This window comes from Streptomyces sp. NPDC058877 (assembly GCF_042742855.1).
In the GTDB taxonomy this organism is placed as follows: domain Bacteria; phylum Actinomycetota; class Actinomycetes; order Streptomycetales; family Streptomycetaceae; genus Streptomyces.
This window is the reverse complement of record NZ_JBHYMF010000036.1, coordinates 1-17,901: the sequence shown is the minus strand read 5'-3', so window position 1 is coordinate 17,901 and position 17,901 is coordinate 1. Positions and strand designations below refer to the sequence as shown.

15 protein-coding genes are annotated in these 17,901 nt (G+C 71.2%); 7 read left to right on the top strand and 8 right to left on the bottom strand.

Annotation, left to right across the window (positions count from 1 at the left end):
* The first annotated feature begins 9 nt into the window (after nucleotides 1-9).
* The 3 genes from ACFW2Y_RS11560 to ACFW2Y_RS11550 all read left to right on the top strand — a co-directional run bounded on the left by ACFW2Y_RS11560 (nucleotide 10) and on the right by ACFW2Y_RS11550 (nucleotide 3,186).
* Complete coding sequence (locus tag ACFW2Y_RS11560; RefSeq protein ID WP_384876656.1) at nucleotides 10-924, top strand: DUF3558 domain-containing protein; 915 nt, start codon at nucleotides 10-12, stop codon at nucleotides 922-924.
* A gap of 127 nt (nucleotides 925-1,051) precedes the next feature.
* Nucleotides 1,052-1,786: a DUF3558 family protein gene (locus ACFW2Y_RS11555; protein WP_384876654.1), complete on the top strand. Its 735-nt coding sequence runs from the start codon at nucleotides 1,052-1,054 to the stop codon at nucleotides 1,784-1,786.
* Nucleotides 1,787-1,920: 134 nt separating this feature from the next.
* Nucleotides 1,921-3,186, top strand: a complete 1,266-nt coding sequence (locus ACFW2Y_RS11550; protein WP_384876652.1) for a DUF2637 domain-containing protein — start codon at nucleotides 1,921-1,923, stop codon at nucleotides 3,184-3,186.
* A gap of 111 nt (nucleotides 3,187-3,297) precedes the next feature.
* Here the strand turns inward: ACFW2Y_RS11550 and lysS are convergent, their stop codons facing one another.
* On the bottom strand, nucleotides 3,298-5,019 hold the full coding sequence (gene lysS / locus ACFW2Y_RS11545; protein ID WP_384876650.1) for a lysine--tRNA ligase: 1,722 nt from the start codon (nucleotides 5,017-5,019) through the stop codon (nucleotides 3,298-3,300).
* 197 nt (nucleotides 5,020-5,216) lie between these two features.
* On the opposite strand from lysS, the gene argS reads away from it, so the two are divergent.
* On the top strand, nucleotides 5,217-6,977 hold the full coding sequence (gene argS / locus ACFW2Y_RS11540) for an arginine--tRNA ligase (protein WP_384876648.1): 1,761 nt from the start codon (nucleotides 5,217-5,219) through the stop codon (nucleotides 6,975-6,977).
* A gap of 54 nt (nucleotides 6,978-7,031) precedes the next feature.
* Here argS and ACFW2Y_RS11535 read toward each other — a convergent pair whose 3' ends face one another.
* From ACFW2Y_RS11535 to ACFW2Y_RS11505, 7 genes are all read right to left on the bottom strand, one after another.
* Nucleotides 7,032-7,301: a DUF1876 domain-containing protein gene (locus tag ACFW2Y_RS11535; protein ID WP_384876716.1), complete on the bottom strand. Its 270-nt coding sequence runs from the start codon at nucleotides 7,299-7,301 to the stop codon at nucleotides 7,032-7,034.
* 222 nt (nucleotides 7,302-7,523) lie between these two features.
* Nucleotides 7,524-8,525 (bottom strand): porphobilinogen synthase, encoded by a 1,002-nt coding sequence (hemB, locus tag ACFW2Y_RS11530; RefSeq protein WP_384876646.1) that lies wholly within the window; start codon nucleotides 8,523-8,525, stop codon nucleotides 7,524-7,526.
* Between the two features lie 165 nt (nucleotides 8,526-8,690).
* Complete coding sequence (locus tag ACFW2Y_RS11525; protein ID WP_384876644.1) at nucleotides 8,691-10,361, bottom strand: uroporphyrinogen-III synthase; 1,671 nt, start codon at nucleotides 10,359-10,361, stop codon at nucleotides 8,691-8,693.
* Nucleotides 10,358-11,344 carry a hydroxymethylbilane synthase gene (gene hemC / locus ACFW2Y_RS11520; protein ID WP_384876642.1) on the bottom strand — a complete coding sequence of 329 codons (987 nt, stop codon included), beginning with the start codon at nucleotides 11,342-11,344 and terminating at the stop codon, nucleotides 10,358-10,360. The genes ACFW2Y_RS11525 and hemC overlap by 4 nt, the downstream gene beginning before the upstream one ends.
* Entirely contained in the window at nucleotides 11,341-12,699 is a 1,359-nt protein-coding gene (locus tag ACFW2Y_RS11515) for a glutamyl-tRNA reductase (RefSeq protein ID WP_384876640.1), read from the bottom strand. The genes hemC and ACFW2Y_RS11515 overlap by 4 nt, the downstream gene beginning before the upstream one ends.
* Nucleotides 12,696-13,502, bottom strand: a complete 807-nt coding sequence (locus ACFW2Y_RS11510) for a redox-sensing transcriptional repressor Rex (RefSeq protein WP_384876638.1) — start codon at nucleotides 13,500-13,502, stop codon at nucleotides 12,696-12,698. The genes ACFW2Y_RS11515 and ACFW2Y_RS11510 overlap by 4 nt, the downstream gene beginning before the upstream one ends.
* A gap of 272 nt (nucleotides 13,503-13,774) precedes the next feature.
* Nucleotides 13,775-14,071: a glutaredoxin family protein gene (locus ACFW2Y_RS11505; RefSeq protein WP_384876636.1), complete on the bottom strand. Its 297-nt coding sequence runs from the start codon at nucleotides 14,069-14,071 to the stop codon at nucleotides 13,775-13,777.
* Nucleotides 14,072-14,176: 105 nt separating this feature from the next.
* Here ACFW2Y_RS11505 and ACFW2Y_RS11500 point away from each other — a divergent pair, with 105 nt between their 5' ends.
* From ACFW2Y_RS11500 to ACFW2Y_RS11490, 3 genes are all read left to right on the top strand, one after another.
* Complete coding sequence (locus tag ACFW2Y_RS11500; RefSeq protein WP_384876634.1) at nucleotides 14,177-15,124, top strand: HAD family hydrolase; 948 nt, start codon at nucleotides 14,177-14,179, stop codon at nucleotides 15,122-15,124.
* A 444-nt stretch (nucleotides 15,125-15,568) separates the two neighbouring features.
* Nucleotides 15,569-16,354 (top strand): ECF subfamily RNA polymerase sigma factor, BldN family, encoded by a 786-nt coding sequence (locus tag ACFW2Y_RS11495; RefSeq protein ID WP_384876632.1) that lies wholly within the window; start codon nucleotides 15,569-15,571, stop codon nucleotides 16,352-16,354.
* A 273-nt stretch (nucleotides 16,355-16,627) separates the two neighbouring features.
* Complete coding sequence (locus tag ACFW2Y_RS11490; protein ID WP_384876630.1) at nucleotides 16,628-17,869, top strand: DUF5667 domain-containing protein; 1,242 nt, start codon at nucleotides 16,628-16,630, stop codon at nucleotides 17,867-17,869.
* Nucleotides 17,870-17,901: the final 32 nt, after the last annotated feature.

Genomic DNA, 17,901 nt, shown 5'->3' with positions numbered 1-17,901 from the left:
CCCGGGAACGTGCAGCTGAAGAGGTACGCGCCCCGCCTCGCCGGGTCCACGGCCCGGTCCGCAGCCCTCCTCGCGCTCGGCCTGACGGCCGGCCTCACGGCCTGCTCCGCCGGCACCCCCGCCGACGACCTCACCGTCGACTCCAAGGCCGGCCCGGCCGCCGCCACCGCACCTCCCGGCCGCTACCGCACCCTCTTCGAGCCCTGCGGCGCCGTACCGCAGGCCACCCTCAAGGAGCTGCTCCCGGGTGCGGCCGAACTGTCCGAGGCCGAGCGCGACAAGGCGTACCGGGGCGTGGCCGCCGTCACCTACGACACGGACCGACGCGTCGGCTGCACCTGGAAGGCCGACACCCTGGAGCTCTCGCACCGCCTCTCCCTCGACATCGAGCGGGTGGTGTCGTACGACGCGACCGTCAGCGATGACGACCGTGCGCAGGAGGTGTACCTCCGCAAACAACTCGCGGCGGGCATCCCGCTGCCGCCCACGGCCCCGCCCGCCACCACGGACGCTTCCGCCACCGGAGCCACCCCCACCGGGACCTCCTCCCCCTCGGGTCAGCCGGCGACGGGGGCCACCCCGTCGAGCACGGCGTCGAGCACGGCGTCGAGCACGGCGTCGAGCACGGCGTCGAGCGCCGACGTCCCCGCCGCCGACCCGACCGCCACGACGACGGCGACCGGCCTCGAACCCCGCGTCCTCGAAGGCCTCGGGGACGTCGCGTACGTCGACGACGTCCTCAGCACGGTCGGCACGAGCAGGCAGCAGCGGCTCGTCCACGTGGTGTTCCGCACATCGAACGTGCTCGTGACGGTCTCCTACCAGGAGCAGACCACGGGTTCCGCCGAGGCCCCCGACAGCCAGGAGCTGCAGGAAAGGGCCCGGAACCTGGCCCGGAAGCTCGCCGAACGACTGGAGGAGTAGCCGGTCGACTCCGCTCCGCGAGCACGCGGCGACCACGTAACGTGTCGCCGTGGCCGTGGCCGCTCCGTGTCCCCGACCGCCGACCGGGACCGCAGACCGGACCGTACGACAAGCGACTGAAGGAACCATGCAGCGATCAGCTCCGCGAACGCGCCTCACCCGCATACTCGCCTGCGCCGCCGTCCCGGTGATGCTCGTCGCCGCCGGCTGCTCCTCGGACTCCGACGGGAAGGAGGGGCAGGACAAGGCGTCCGCATCGGCGCCGGCGTCGGCCACGCCCTCCCCGTCACAGTCCACCAAGACGGTCGAGCCGGCGAAGTTCGCGAAGCTGCCGGACGTCTGCAAGGCGATCTCGGCGAAGACGACGGAGTCGCTGGTGCCCAAGGCCAGGACGAAGAACGGCACGCCGGCCGCCTCCAGCGACCTCAACAGCCGCGGCGGCTGCTCGTGGAACGGTCTGGACGACAAGGGCGTGGACGGCTCGCAGTACCGCTGGCTCGACGTGTCCTTCTACCGCTACGCCTCCGACGTCACGCTCGGCAGCGGTCAGGAGCGCGCGCAGCAGAACCTGGCGAAGGAGATCACGAAGGTCCAGGAGACCCCGGGCGCGAAGAAGCTGCGCACGACGACGACCACGGGCATCGGCGACGAGGCGCAGACGGTCGTGTACCAGCTGCACAAGACCGACGAGGACTTCGTCTACGCGTCGATCGTGGCCCGGACGGGCAATGTGCTGGTGCTGCTCTCGTACAACGGCGCCGGTTACGCGGGCGCTGACACCCCGTCGGAGAAGTCCATCACGGACGGTGCGGTCAAGGCGGCCAAGGAAGCCGTTGCCGCGGTCGCCGCGGCCAACAAGTAACCACGGACAATTAGCCGCATGACGGCGCATACGGCTACACACATGCGGAGCCCGGCCTTCCCCCGAGGGCCGGGCTCCGCACATGTGTGCCACTCTGTGCGCGCCGGTAGTCGAATGACGGGAGGGGATCGCGGGTGGCCGCGATGCAGTTGACACGCACACACCGAATACTCATCGGCCTCGTCATCGCCGGTGCGCTGATCATCGCGGGGATCGGCTTCGCGGGTTCGTACGCCGCCGTGCGCGAACTCGCCCTGCAAAAGGGCTTCGGCACCTTCTCGTACTTCTTCCCGATCGGCATCGACGCGGGCATCTGCGTGCTGCTCGCCCTGGACCTGCTGCTGACCTGGCTGCGGATCCCGTTCCCGCTGCTGCGCCAGACCGCCTGGGTGCTGACGGCGGCCACCATCGCCTTCAACGGTGCCGCTGCCTGGCCGGATCCGCTGGGCGTCGGCATGCACGCGGTGATCCCGGTGCTGTTCGTGGTGGCCGTGGAGGCGGCGCGGCACGCGGTGGGCCGGATCGCGGACATCACGGCCGACAAGCACATGGAGGGCGTCCGGATCACCCGCTGGCTGCTCTCTCCGGTGCCGACGTTCCGGCTGTGGCGCCGGATGAAGCTGTGGGAGCTGCGTTCGTACGAGCAGGTCATCAAGCTGGAACAGGAGCGTTTGATCTACCAGGCCCGGCTGCAGGCGCGCTTCGGACGGGGCTGGCGGCGCAAGGCCCCGGTGGAGGCGCTGATGCCGCTGCGGCTCGCCCGGTACGGCGTGCCGCTGGCGGAGACGGCCCCGGCGGGCCTCGCGGCGGCCGGCATCGAGCCGGCGGTGCTGCCGGCACAGCCCCACGCCCAGCCTCCGCAGCTCCAACAGCCGGCGGTACTGGCCCAGGCCCCGGCCGGTACCGGAGTCCAGGCCCCAACCGGTTCCGGAGTCCAGGCCCCGATCCCGGTCGGTGCCGAGGCTCCGGCCGGAATGCCGGCCGCGGGCCCGGTGACCCACGAGAGCCAGTGGTTCGCGGCCCAGACCGTCTCTCCGGAGTCCTACGAGGGCACGTACAACCCGCAGATCGTGGAGGGCCTGGAGCCCATGCCGGTCCCGGTGCCGCAGGGGCCGGAGGACGTTCCGCCGTCGGGCCCGGAGGAGTTCGTCCCCTACCCCGAATACGTCGAGGAGCCGCAGGCTCCCGTGAACGAGTTCGAGGAGGACGTCTTCAAGATCACGTGGTCGTACGTGCAGGACAACGACCAGTTCCCGAGCGACGCCGAACTGGCGCAACTGGTGGCCGCCCACTACGGCCTCCAGGAGTTCCCCGCCGCGGACACGGACCTGCTGTACGGGCTGGTCCCGGGCATCCAGAAGCGCGTCCAGGAAGCCATGGCCGAGCACGACACCGCCTGATCCCGACCGGAGACCGACGCCCGGAACACGGCGTCCGACGGCTCCGGACGGGGGAAGGACAGCGGAAAGGGCCGCCTCCGGAAGGATCCGGGGGCGGCCCTTTCCTCGGCCTCAGGCCCCGAGCAGCTTGCGCACCCGCTCCGCCCCGACCGCAAGCAGCAGCGTGGGCAGGCGCGGGCCGGTCTCACGGCTGACCAGGAGCTTGTAGAGCAGGGCGAAGAAGGCGCGCTGGGCGAGCTTCAGCTCGGGCGTCGGCTTGGCCTCGGGGTCGAGACCGGCCATGACCTTCGGGACGCCGTAGACGAGGGTGGTGAGCCCGTCCAGCGACCAGTGGGTGTCGAGCCCCTCCAGCAGCAGCCGCAGGGACTCGCGGCCCTCCTCGTCCAGGGTCCCGAGGAGCTCGGTGTCGGGCTCCTCGCGGACGATGGTGCGCTGTTCGGCCGGGACCTGACTGGTGATCCAGTTCTCGGCCCGGTCCAGGCGCGGCCGGACCTCGTCGAGGGAGGTGACCGGGTTCCCGGGATCGAGGTCGGTCAGGATCCGCAGGGTCTGCTCGTCGTGGCCGGCGGTGATGTCGACGACGGAGGCGAGCGTGCGGTACGGGAGCGGGCGCGGGGTGCGCGGGAGCTCGCCGGCCGCGGTACGGGCGGCGCGGGCGTGCGCGGCGGCGTCGGCCGGGAGGACGCTGCCGTCGGCCACCTTGGCCTCCAGCTTGTCCCACTCGTCGTAGAGCCGCTGGATCTCCTGGTCGAAGGCGATCTTGAAGGACTGGTTGGGCCTGCGGCGGGCGTAGAGCCAGCGCAGGAGCTGGGGCTCCATGATCTTCAGCGCGTCGGCCGCGGTGGGCACGCCGCCCTTCGAGGAGGACATCTTGGCCATGCCGCTGATGCCGACGAAGGCGTACATGGGGCCGATGGGCTGGACGCCGTCGAAGATGCGGACGATCTGCCCGCCGACCTGGAAGGACGAACCGGGCGAGGAGTGGTCGACGCCCGAGGGCTCGAAGATGACGCCCTCGTAGGCCCAGCGCATGGGCCAGTCGACCTTCCACACCAGCTTGCCGCGGTTGAACTCACTGAGCTTGACGGTCTCGGCGAAGCCACAGGCCGAGCAGGTGTAACCGAGCTCGGTGGTCTCGTCGTCGTACGCGGTGACGGTGGTCAGGTCCTTCTCGCACTGCCCGCAGTAGGGCTTGTACGGGAAGTAGCCGGCGCCGCCGCCGGAGCCGTCGTCCTCGCCGGCCGCACCGGAACCCTCGGCGGCCTCCAGCTCGGCCTCGTCGACCGGCTTCTGGGACTGCTTCTTCGGGGCCTTCTTCGTCCGGTACTGGTCGAGGACGGCGTCGATGTCACCGCGGTGCCTCATCGCGTGCAGGATCTGCTCGCGGTAGGCGCCCTTGGTGTACTGCTCGGTCTGGCTGATCGGGTCGTACTCGACGCCCAGCTCGGCGAGCGACTCCACCATGGCGGCCTTGAAGTGCTCGGCCCAGTTGGGGTGCGCCGAACCGGCCGGGGCCGGAACCGAGGTCAGCGGCTTGCCGATGTGCTCGGCCCAGGACGCGTCGATGCCCTCGATGCCGTTCGGCACCTTGCGGTAGCGGTCGTAGTCGTCCCAGGAGATGAGGTGCCGGACCTCGTGTCCACGGCGACGGATCTCGTCGGCGACCAGGTGCGGGGTCATGACCTCGCGCAGATTGCCGAGGTGGATCGGGCCGGACGGGGAGAGACCGGACGCGACGACGACCGGTTTGCCAGGCGCACGTCGCTCCGACTCGGCGATGACCTCGTCCGCGAAACGGGAGACCCAGTCGGTCTCGGTGCTGCTCTGAGCCACGGTCGGTACGTCCTTCTTCCTCGAATGCCTCGAAGCCTTACAGCTTTACGCCTGCCATTGTCCCAGACGGAACGATGCGCTCCGAGGTTGTCCACGGCCCGCGGTCGTCCACGGGCGGAGAAAACACGTTGCTCTCCCATGGGACACTTGACAAGCGAAATAGACCACCGGACACCTTTACAACGGAACGGAAGCTCATGGCCTCGGTCCCTTCCCTCGCTTCGACCGTGCAGCAGCGCCTCGCGGACGGCCTCTCGGCAGCCCTGCCGGACGCCGCGTCCGCCGACCCGCTGCTGCGACGAAGCGACCGGGCCGACTTCCAGGCGAACGGCATCCTGGCGCTGGCCAAGCAGCTCAAGGGCAACCCGCGCGAGCTGGCCACCAAGGTCGTCGGGGCGATCCCGGCCAACGACGTCCTGAAGGAGATCGAGGTCTCCGGCCCCGGCTTCCTGAACATCACGGTCACCGACGCCGCGATCATCGACACCCTCGCGGCCCGCGCCGCCGACGCCCGCCTCGGCGTGCCGTTCAACGAGTCGGCGGGCACGACCGTGGTCGACTACGCCCAGCCGAACGTGGCCAAGGAGATGCACGTCGGGCACCTCCGGTCGGCCGTGATCGGTGCCGCCATGGTCGAGATCCTGGAGTTCACCGGCGAGACGGTGGTCCGGCGCCACCACATCGGCGACTGGGGCACCCAGTTCGGCATGCTCATCCAGTACCTGATCGAGCACCCGCACGAGCTGGACCACTCCTCGGAGACCGAGGTCTCCGGCGAAGAGGCCATGTCGAACCTGAACCGGCTCTACAAGGCCTCGCGCGCCCTCTTCGACTCCGACGAGGAGTTCAAGACCCGGGCCCGTGCGCGGGTGGTGGACCTGCAGGCCGGTGACGAGGAGACGCTCGCGCTCTGGCAGCGGTTCGTCGACGAGTCGAAGATCTACTTCTACTCGGTCTTCGACAAGCTGGACATGGACATCCAGGACGGCGACGTCGTCGGCGAGTCGGGCTACAACGACATGCTGACGGAGACCTGCCGGCTGCTGGAGGAGTCGGGCGTCGCCGTCCGCTCCGAGGGTGCGCTGTGCGTGTTCTTCGACGACGTGAAGGGCCCGGACGGCAATCCGACGCCGCTGATCGTCCAGAAGTCCGACGGCGGCTTCGGCTACGCGGCGACGGACCTGTCCGCGATCCGCGACCGGGTGCAGAACCTGAAGGCCACGTCCCTGCTGTACGTGGTGGACGCCCGCCAGTCGCTGCACTTCAAGATGGTCTTCGAGACGGCCCGCCGGGCCGGCTGGCTGAACGACGACGTGAAGGCCGTCCAGCTGGCCTTCGGCACGGTCCTCGGCAAGGACGGCAAGCCGTTCAAGACCCGTGAGGGCGAAACGGTCCGGCTGGTGGACCTGCTGGACGAGGCGATCGACCGCGCCTCGGCCGTGGTCCGCGAGAAGGCCCAGGACCTGACGGAGGAGGAGATCGCCGAGCGCGGCGCCCAGGTGGGCATCGGCGCGGTGAAGTACGCGGACCTGTCGACCTCGGCGGCCCGCGACTACAAGTTCGACCTGGACCAGATGGTCTCGCTGAACGGCGACACCTCGGTGTACCTGCAGTACGCGTACGCCCGGATCCAGTCGATCCTCCGCAAGGCGGGCGACGCCGAGCCGGCCGCGCACCGGGAGCTGGCCCTCGCGCCCTCCGAGCGGGCGCTCGGGCTGCATCTGGACGGCTTCGGCGAGCTGATCGCCGAGACGGCCGCGGAGTACGCCCCGCACAAGCTGGCCGCGTACCTGTACCAGCTGGCCTCGCACTACACGACGTTCTACTCGGAGTGCCCCGTCCTGAAGGCGGACACCCCCGAGCAGGTCGAGAACCGTCTCTTCCTGTGCGGGCTGACCGCCCGCACGCTCCACCAGGGCATGGACCTGCTGGGCATCAGGACGCCCGAGCGCCTCTGACCGCCCGACGGAACGAAGCCCCCGACACGGTGTTCCGTGCCGGGGGCTTCGTCATCAGCGGATGGCGTGCGAGGTGCGGCCCGACACCTCGTCGATCTCCGTGTGGGCCTTCTGGAGCAGCTGCGAAGCGAGGTCCATCAGCGCCCGGGCACCGGCGATCTCCTCGCCCACCCTCAACTGCTCGGGATCGGAGGGGTGTCGGTTCGCGGTGCCGTGGGCCCGGAACTCGGTGCCGTCGGAGAGCCGGACCATGGCCGCGGCCCGCGTCCGGTCGCCCTCCTCCTGGAACTCCATCTCCACGTGCCATCCGACGAGCGTGTGCATCATGAGGACCACCTCCACCGAGGTACCTGTCGGCTACCCCTCCAGGGTGCGCCGCCCCGCGCCGCCCCACCACTCGCCCCGCACGGGGGCCACCGGCCGCACCGCGCGACGCCGGGGCCCGGGCAGCGTGACCCGGGCGCGCGACGGCCCGCGCGACGGCCGGGGCCCCGGGAAACGCTCCGGTGCGGAACCCCGGGGGACCCGGGTCCGCCCGGCACGCGCTCAGCGTCCGGCGGACAGGTTCTGCGCGACTTCGGTGGCCCAGTAGGTCAGGATCATCTGCGCACCGGCCCGGCGGATGCCGGTGAGGGTCTCCAGGATCGCCTTGTCCCGGTCGATCCAGCCCTTCTCCGCGGCGGCCTCGACCATCGCGTACTCACCACTGATCTGGTAGGCGGCGACGGGGACGTCCACGGCCCCGGCGACCTTGGCGAGCACGTCCAGGTACGGGCCCGCGGGCTTCACCATCACCATGTCGGCGCCCTCCTCCAGGTCGAGCGCCAGCTCGCGCATCGACTCGCGGAGGTTGGCCGGGTCCTGCTGGTAGGTCTTGCGGTCGCCCTTGAGCGACGAGCCGACGGCCTCCCGGAAGGGTCCGTAGAAGGCGGAGGAGTACTTCGCGGTGTACGCGAGGATCGACACGTCCTCCTTGCCGATGGTGTCCAGGGCGTCCCGGACGACCCCGACCTGCCCGTCCATCATCCCGGAGGGGCCGACGACGTGGACCCCGGCGTCGGCCTGGACCTGCGCCATCTCCGCGTAACGCTCCAGCGTGGCGTCGTTGTCGACGCGGCCGTCCTCGGTCAGGACGCCGCAGTGGCCGTGGTCGGTGTACTCGTCGAGGCACAGGTCCGACATGACGATCAGCTCGTCGCCGACCTCGGCCCGCACGTCCCGGATAGCGACCTGCAGGATGCCGTCGGGGTCCGTGCCGGCCGTCCCCGCCGCGTCCTTCTTCGCGTCCTCGGGCACTCCGAAGAGCATGATCCCGGAGACTCCGGCCTCCAGTGCCTCCACCGCGGCCTTCCGCAGGGTGTCCCGGGTGTGCTGCACGACCCCCGGCATGGCGGCGATCGGCACCGGCTCGGTGATCCCCTCCCGCACGAACGCGGGCAGGATCAGGTCGGCCGGGTGCAGCCGCGTCTCGGCGACCATCCGTCGCATGGCGGGCGAGGTCCGCAACCGCCGCGGACGCGCCCCGGGAAAGGATCCGTACGAGTTCATGGCTCCGAGGCTACGCCCGCGGACGGGCTGCCCTTACCGACGCCCTGTGGGCATGCGCCCCGCCGGACCCCCGCGGCGCCCGCTCACCTCCGGGCCGGACGCCCCGGCCCCACGCACCTGGGTGCGGGCCCGCGAACCGGACCCGCACCCCGTCGAAGGGCATCCCTACGTCGTCCGGCGCCGCCGCGCACCAGGCCGCCGCTCGCTCGGCCGGGTCACCGGGTCGCCGGCCTCCAGCGCCGCCTCCCGGCGCCGCGTGCCGAAGTCCGCCAGCGCCTCGGCGAGCTTGTGGACGGACGGCTCCGGGGAGAGCACGTCCACCCGCAGTCCGTGTTCCTCGGCCGTCTTGGCCGTGGCGGGGCCGATGCAGGCGATCACCGTCACGTTGTGCGGCTTGCCGGCGATGCCGACCAGGTTCCGCACGGTCGACGACGACGTGAACAGCACGGCGTCGAAGCCGCCGCCCTTGATCGCCTCCCGGGTGTCCGCCGGCGGCGGCGAGGCCCGCACGGTCCGGTAGGCGGTGACGTCGTCGACCTCCCACCCGAGCTCGATGAGGCCCGCGACCAGGGTCTCGGTCGCGATGTCGGCGCGCGGCAGGAAGACGCGGTCGATCGGGTCGAAGACCGGGTCGTACGGCGGCCAGTCCTCCAGCAGCCCTGCCGCGGACTGCTCCCCGCTGGGCACGAGGTCCGGCTTCACACCGAAGTCGACCAGCGCGGCGGCGGTCTGCTCGCCCACGGCGGCGACCTTGATGCCGGCGAAGGCACGGGCGTCGAGCCCGTACTCCTCGAACTTCTCCCGGACGGCCTTCACCGCGTTCACCGAGGTGAAGGCGATCCACTCGTAGCGGCCGGTGACGAGCCCCTTGACCGCCCGCTCCATCTGCTGCGGGGTGCGCGGCGGCTCGACGGCGATCGTCGGCACCTCGTGCGGCACCGCGCCGTAGGAACGCAGCTGGTCGGAGAGCGACGCGGCCTGTTCCTTGGTGCGCGGCACGAGGACCCGCCACCCGAAGAGGGGCTTCGACTCGAACCACGACAGCTGGTCCCGCTGCGCCGGGGCGCTGCGCTCGCCGACCACGGCTATGACCGGCCGGTGCCCCTCGGGCGAGGGCAGGACCTTGCCCTGCTTGAAGACCTGGGCGATGGTGCCCAGCGTCGCGCTCCAGGTGCGCTGGCGGGTGGTCGTACCGGCGATGGTGACGGTGAGCGGGGTGTCCGGCTTACGGCCTGCCGCCACCAGCTCACCGGCGGCAGCGGCCACCGCGTCCAGCGAGGTCGAGACGACGACGGTGCCGTCGGAGGCACCGACCTCGGCCCAGCACCGCTCGTCGGCGGTACGGGCGTCGACGAAGCGGACGTCCGTGCCCTGCGCATCGCGCAGCGGCACCCCGGCGTACGCGGGCACGCCGACGGCCGTGGCGACGCCGGGCACGACCTCGAAGGGGATGCCCTCGGCGGCGCAGGCGAGCATCTCGGCTCCGGCGTTCCCGTCAAGTCCGGGGTCGCCGGTCACTGCACGGACGACCCGCTTGCCGCCCCTCGCGGCCTCCATGACAAGATTGGTCGCATCCCTCAACACGGGGACGCCGGCGGCTGTTGACGCCTCGTCAACGACCGTCAGCTCCGGCGTGCTCACCCCCACGCGCGCATGGCCGCGAACGACCTCGAGGACCTCCGGCTCGGCGATCAGGACGTCCGCCCCCGCAAGGGCCTCGACGGCCCTGAGGGTCAACAGTCCGGGGTCGCCCGGGCCTGCGCCGAGGAACGTGACGTGTCCGTGGCCCGCGAAGACCTGGGACAGGGGGCTGGTGGTCGGGCTGGTGGGGCTCAAAGTGCTCGCTCCCCCATAAGACCGGCCGCACCCTTGGCGAGCATCTCGTCCGCGAGTTCGCGTCCGAGCGCCAGGGCCTCGTCGTGCGAGGTGGGTACGGGTCCGGTGGTGGACAGCTGCACCAGCGTCGAGCCGTCGGTGGTGCCGACGACGCCGCGCAGGCGCATTTCGGTGACAACCTGCCCGAGACCGGGGCCGTCGGCCAGCAGGTCGGCCAGCGCACCCACGGGTGCGGAGCAGCCGGCCTCCAGGGCGGCGAGCAGGGATCGCTCGGCGGTCACGGCGGCCCGCGTGCGCGGGTCGTCGAGCGGCGCGAGCGCGGCGACGAGTTCGGTGTTCGACGCCAGGCATTCGACGGCCAGGGCCCCCTGGCCGGGAGCGGGCAGCACCGTGTCGACGGGCAGCGGCTCGGCCGTCAGTCCGTCGAGGAGCTCATCGGTTCCGCCGATGCGGTTGAGTCCGGCCGCGGCCAACACGACCGCGTCCAGCTCCCCCTTGCGGACGTAGCCGACGCGGGTGTCGACGTTGCCCCGGATGGGGACGCAGGTGAGTTCCAGGCCGTGGCTGCGCGCATGCGCGTGGAGCTGGGCCATGCGCCGCGGGGAACCGGTGCCGACGCGGGCACCCGCGGGCAGCCGGTCGAGCGCCAGCCCTTCGCGCGCGATCAGCACGTCGCGCGGGTCTTCGCGCGTCGGGATCGCGGCCAGCACCAGGTCGGGGTGCTGGGCGGTCGGCAGGTCCTTCAGGGAGTGCACGGCGAAGTCGACCTCGCCGGCGAGCAGCGCGTCGCGGAGGGCGGCGACGAAGACGCCGGTGCCGCCGATCTGCGCGAGGTGCTCCCGGGAGGTGTCCCCGTACGTCGTGATCTCCACGAGCTCGACGGGCCGGCCGGTCAGCTGCCGGACCGCGTCGGCCACGTGCCCGGACTGGGCCATGGCGAGCTTGCTGCGCCTGGTCCCGAGCCTCAGTGCCCTCTCGGTCATACTCGCCCTCGGTTCTTGACGTCGGCGTCATTCAGGTCGGCCCGGCTGACGGAAGCCACCGTCTCCGGGTCGAGGTCGAAGAGTGTCCGCAGCGCGTCCGCGTACCCGGCACCGCCGGGCTCGCTGGCCAGCTGCTTGACCCGCACGGTCGGCGCGTGCAGGAGCTTGTCGACGACGCGGCGCACGGTCTGGGTGATCTCGGCGCGCTGCTTGTCGTCGAGGCCGGGGAGGCGGCCTTCCAGGCGGGCGACCTCGCTGGCGACCACGTCGGCCGCCATGGTGCGCAGGGCGACCACGGTCGGGGTGATGTGGGCGGCCCGCTGGGCGGCGCCGAAGGCGGCGACCTCGTCCGAGACGAGGCCCCGCACCCGGTCGACGTCGGCCGCCATGGGCGCGTCGGCGGAGGCCTCGGCGAGCGATTCGATGTCGACGAGCCGGACGCCGGGGATGCGGTGGGCGGCGGCGTCGATGTCGCGGGGCATGGCGAGGTCGAGCAGGAAGAGCGGGGCCGTGCGGTCCTGCACGGCGGTCCCGACGGCCTCGCCGGTGAGGACGAGCCCGGTGGCGCCGGTGCAGGAGATGACGACGTCGGCACGTGTCAGTTCGTCGCCGACGGCAACCATATCGGCAGCGCGTGCGGCCACTCCCGTTCCCGCGCCGGGCTCGGTGAGGATCTGCGCGAGCCGCTCGGCGCGGGCCAGGGTGCGGTTGGCGATGACGACCTCGGAGACGCCGGAGCGCGCGAGCGTGGCGGCGGCCAGGGAGGACATGGAGCCGGCGCCGATGACGAGCGCCTTCTTGCCCGCGGCCCAGGTCTCGACGTCGGCGCCGTGTGCGAGCTGCTCCAGGCCGAAGGTGACGAGCGACTGTCCCGCCCGGTCGATGCCGGTCTCGCTGTGCGCGCGCTTGCCGACCCGCAGCGCCTGCTGGAACAGGTCGTTGAGGAGACGGCCGGCGGTGTGGAGGTCCTGACCGAGGGCGAGGGCGTCCTTGATCTGGCCGAGGATCTGCCCCTCGCCCACGACCATGGAGTCCAGCCCGCAGGCCACCGAGAAGAGGTGGTGGACGGCCCGGTCCTCGTAGTGCACGTAGAGGTAGGGGGTGAGCTCGTCCAGGCCGATGCCGCTGTGCTGCGCGAGGAGCGTGGACAGCTCGGCGACACCGGCGTGGAACTTGTCCACGTCGGCGTAGAGCTCGATGCGGTTGCAGGTGGCCAGGACGGTTCCCTCGGTCGCCGGTTCGGCGGCGAGGGTGTCCTGGAGCAGTTTGGCCTGGGTGTCCGCCGACAGCGAGGCCCGCTCCAGGATGGAGACCGGGGCGCTGCGGTGGCTCAGTCCGACGACGAGGAGGCTCATGCCGGCATCACCGCGGGCACGTCTCCGTCCGGTCCCTTGCGGCTGCCGCCGTTGGTGGTGGTGCGGGGCGCCGGCGGCGCCGGGGCCGCGGTCTGCTCCACCTCGGCACCCGCACCGGGGAGGTCCTCGACGCTCGACTCCTCGCCGGCCTTGCGCTGCTCGTGGAAGGCGAGGATCTGCAGTTCGATGGAGAGGTCGACCTTGCGCACGTCCACGCCGTCGGGCACGGAGAGCACGGTCGGGGCGAAGTTCAGGATGGAGGTGACACCGGCCGCCACCAGACGGTCGCAGACCTGCTGGGCGACACCGGCCGGGGTCGCGATGACGCCGATGGAGACGCCGTCCTCACTGATGATCTTCTCCAGGTCATCGCTGTGCTGGACGGGGATCCCGGCGACCGGCTTGCCGGTCATGGCGGGATCGGCGTCGATCAGCGCGGCGACGCGGAAGCCACGGGACGCGAAACCGCCGTAGCCGGCGAGGGCCGCACCGAGGTTGCCGATGCCGACGATGACAACGGGCCAGTCCTGGGTGAGCCCCAACTCGCGGGAGATCTGGTAGACGAGGTACTCGACGTCGTAGCCGACACCGCGGGTGCCGTACGAGCCGAGGTAGCTGAAGTCCTTGCGCAGCTTGGCGGAGTTGACCCCCGCGGCAGCAGCGAGCTCCTCGGAGGAGACCGTGGGTACGGAACGCTCCGAAAGCGCGGTGAGTGCGCGCAAGTACAGCGGAAGGCGGGCGACGGTGGCCTCGGGAATTCCTCGGCTACGGGTCGCCGGTCGGTGAGTTCGGCCAGTTGCCACGGTGCTCCTGCGGGATGAGCGGGGCTGTAGGCGGCCATGCGTCCCAAGACCGCCCCGTCGAATGCAGGCTATGTCTTTGTGAACGCGTGCACAAAGATGGTGTCCGTTTTGTCCGGCCAAAGTGACCGGGGTCACGCGGCCGGTTCGCGTCGTCACGGAACCGCGGAGCACGTCAGCGCGTTGGAATTCCGAAGGGGGCAAAGCCACGCACTCCCCTCACTCGCCCACCCCTGAAATGCAAGAAAACACCCGTGCCGGTGGCCGTCTTTCGGTCACGCACCCAGCGCCCGCCGGAGCCGCCCGGCGTCCACGCGCCAGAAGGTGTGCTGCTCCCCGTCGACGAGGACCACGGGAATCTGCTCCCAGTACGCCCGGTGGAGTTCCTCGTCGCGGGTGATGTCCTTCTCCTCCCAGGACGCCCCGGTCTCCGTACACACGGCCGCGATCACCTCCCGGGCGTCGTCGCAGAGATGGCATCCCGGCTTGCCGATCAGCGTCACCAGACGGGCCCCGGGATCCCGTCCCGCCCCGCCGTCCTTCTTCTTCGCGCGTCCGAACATGTCGTCCATTCTGCGCGGCCCGGTAACCCCGGCGACACGCTCGGCGCAGACTGTTCACACCACGGCATCCTCACAAGTCGGGAAGTACCGAACAGACTGGCTATGCTCAACGGCATGGCCACTCTGGGATGGCTCACCCCCCGTAGGCGCTCCGCGACCGCGCGCAGCGTCCTGGCAGGCGAGGCCGCTGCCGAGGCAGCACGCAAGTCCTCTCTCCAACTGGAGCAGGAGCGCGAGGAGTCCGCCGCCGCCGAAACCGAGCTCGCCGAGCCCGAGTTCCCGGTCGTCGGCGATGTGCGTGCGGCCGCGTTCTTCGACCTCGACAACACCGTGATGCAGGGCGCCGCGATCTTCCACTTCGGTCGCGGCCTGTACAAGCGGAAGTTCTTCCAACGCCGCGAGCTCGCCCGCTTCGCCTGGCAGCAGGCCTGGTTCCGGCTCGCCGGCGTCGAGGACCCGGACCACATGCAGGACGCGCGCGACAGCGCCCTGTCCATCGTCAAGGGCCATCGCGTCTCCGAACTGATGTCGATCGGCGAGGAGATCTACGACGAGTACATGGCCGACCGCATCTGGCCCGGCACCCGCGGCCTCGCCCAGGCGCACCTGGACGCGGGCCAGAAGGTCTGGCTGGTCACGGCCGCCCCGGTGGAGACGGCCACCATCATCGCCCGCCGACTCGGCCTGACCGGCGCGCTCGGCACGGTCGCCGAGTCCGTCGACGGCGTCTACACGGGCAAGCTGGTGGGCGAACCCCTGCACGGACCGGCCAAGGCCGAAGCGGTCCGGGCCCTCGCCACCGCCGAGGGCCTCGACCTGGGCCGTTGCGCCGCGTACAGCGACTCGCACAACGACATCCCGATGCTGTCGCTGGTGGGCCACCCGTACGCGATCAACCCGGACACCAAGCTGCGCAAGCACGCGAAGGACCGGGACTGGCGGTTGCGCGACTACCGGACCGGCCGCAAGGCGGCCAAGGTCGGCATCCCCGCCGCCGCGGGGCTCGGCGCGCTGGCCGGCGGCACCGCCGCCGCCGTCGCCCTGCACCGCCGCCGGCACTGACGCTCCGGAAGCACGGGGACCGGACGCCCGATCGAGTACGGCCGTTCTGCCGATACGTTTCGGCTGCGACCGCCTGCGACAACCCCGGACCACGACCACTCACCCGTCCGTGGTCGAACAGCTCCGCACACGTCGCCCCGCAGGCATTCCGGCCTTCTTACCCCACAGCGGCCCCGATCACTCCCCAGCTCCCCACTTGAGCACAACACATCCCCCGCACAGTCACAGTCGAAAGCGAAACGATCAACAACCGGTCACCAAGCGCGACTTAAACCGACTACAAGCAGCGAGCGATGCGACCTAATCGGTGATTTGAGCAACTGGGTGTAGTGCTGCCTGTACGAAGCGTTATTCTCCTCAGACGCACAAAGGACCCCTCGCGTCGCCACGACGGGTGAACGGTCCTGCACTGAACGTGATGGAAGCTCTGCCTCTGGGAGTCCCGTGTACCCACACGTCGGGGTTGACACCTCGGGCCTGGCTACGCTGCGCGCAACGGTCCTCGACCACTTGCGCGGCTTCGTCCCCACCGCGTACGCCGGCCCCGTCCCCGCCTTCGCCTTCGCCGCCCCGGCACCCGTCGGCCCTTGCTACGCCCTGGCCGACGGCGGTGCCGCCGTGAGCAGACGGGGCACCCGCTCCGGAACCTCGACCACCGCCCGCCGCCCCACCGCGGACAGCGACAGCGCCCGCATGATGGACCTCGTCGAGCGCGCCCAGGCCGGCGAGGCCGAGGCCTTCGGCCGCCTGTACGACCAGTACAGCGACACGGTCTACCGCTACATCTACTACCGCGTCGGCGGGAAGGCGACCGCGGAGGACCTCACCAGTGAGACGTTCCTGCGCGCCCTCCGCCGGATCTCCACCTTCACCTGGCAGGGCCGGGACTTCGGCGCCTGGCTCGTCACCATCGCCCGGAACCTGGTCGCCGACCACTTCAAGTCGAGCCGCTTCCGCCTCGAAGTGACGACCGGCGAGATGCTCGACGCCAACGAGGTCGAGCGCAGCCCCGAGGACTCGGTCCTGGAGTCCCTCTCCAACGCCGCCCTCCTCGACGCGGTCCGCCGCCTCAACCCCCAACAGCAGGAGTGCGTGACCCTGCGCTTCCTCCAGGGGCTCTCGGTCGCCGAGACCGCCCGGGTCATGGGCAAGAACGAGGGCGCCATCAAGACCCTCCAGTACCGGGCCGTCCGCACCCTGGCCCGCCTTCTCCCGGACGACGCCCGCTGACCGCTCCGCGCCCCCCACACGCGTTCTTCCGCCCTACCCCCCACATCCCACAACCTCCACCCAACTCACAGTCGGTGACGACTCGATGACGCACTGGTCCGATCATCTTTCGCGCGTAACCCAAGTGCCGCGCCGCTCGTTGTGCGGGATGCAGGCTCCCTGTGGTCACGCCATGTCCGCAGCCACTCACTCTTTCGTGTGGATGTGTTCAAGGCGTGCAACCTTCCGGACACCCCGGGGAGTCGACCGTCATGACGAGAGGAGGTGCCGCCAGTGATCGCGAACGTATCGGCGCACCGGCGGGCGAACGCCTTCGCCCAAGCCCTGGAGGACCGGGCGTCCGAGGGCGCGGCGGCCGAATGGTCCGAGACCCCGCCGGAGACGGCCGAACCGGCCGAACCGGATCGACTGTTGGCCTTGGCGAACGGTCTCGACGAATTGCCGAGGCCACAGCTCGACCCCGAGGTCAAGGTGGTGCAGCGAGCACAGCTGGTCGCCGCCATGGAAGCGATGCTCATGGAGGGCGGCGCGACCGCGGGCGCCACGGTCCCGGAGCAACGGACGTCCGCCACCAAGGGGACCCACCGGGCGTCCCCCTTCCGGAAGCTGCGCCCCCGCTCCCGCTGGACCAAGGGCCTCGCCGCCGGCGGCCTGACGGTCGGTGTGGCGGCGGGCGCCTTCGGCGGGGTCGCCGCTGCCAGTTCCGACGCCCTGCCCGGTGACTCGCTCTACGGGCTCAAGCGCGGCATGGAAGACATCAAGCTGGGCATGGCGGACGACGACGCGGACCGCGGCGGCATCTACCTCGACCAGGCCTCCACCCGCCTCAGCGAGGCCCGCAGGCTCATGGAGCGCGGTCGTGCCGGGGACCTCGACCACGAGTCCCTCACCGAGATCCGCCGCGTCCTGAGCGGAGTGACGCACGACGCCAGCGAGGGACACCGACTGCTCCGGCAGGCGTACGACCAGGACGGCGAGATCGGCCCGATGGCCCGGCTGAACTCCTTCGCCCAGTCCCACCGAAACACCTGGAACGGCCTGCGCGACCGGCTCCCCGTCCAGCTCGCGGACGTCGGCAGCCAGGTGACGGACGTCTTCGACGCCATAGACGAAGAGGTCGAGCCGCTCCAGTCGGTCCTTCCCCGCATCCCCGAGAAGGGGGCGGTCGGCTCCGAAGGCCCCCGCAGCAGGACGAGTCCCCCGCAGGGCACCGCAGGCACCGACGCCCAGCATCCGCAGTCCCCCCAGGACGCGTCCCCCACGGGTGCCGTCCCCGCACCGCACCCGTCCGGTTCGAGCACGGGAGCCGCACCGAACGCGGACACCGGCACCGGCTCCCCCGAGGACGACGGCCTGCTCGGCAGCACCGGAGGACTGCTCGCCCCGTCCCCGACCGGCACACCGACGACGTCGACGGACGGCCAGTCGGGCTCGGACGTGCCGGACGTGACCATTCCGCCACTCCTGCCGGGCCTGCTGCCAGGTCTCGGCATCGACAGCGAGGACGCTCGCTAGCAAGGAGGAGGGGCGCCCCCACGGACGGGGGG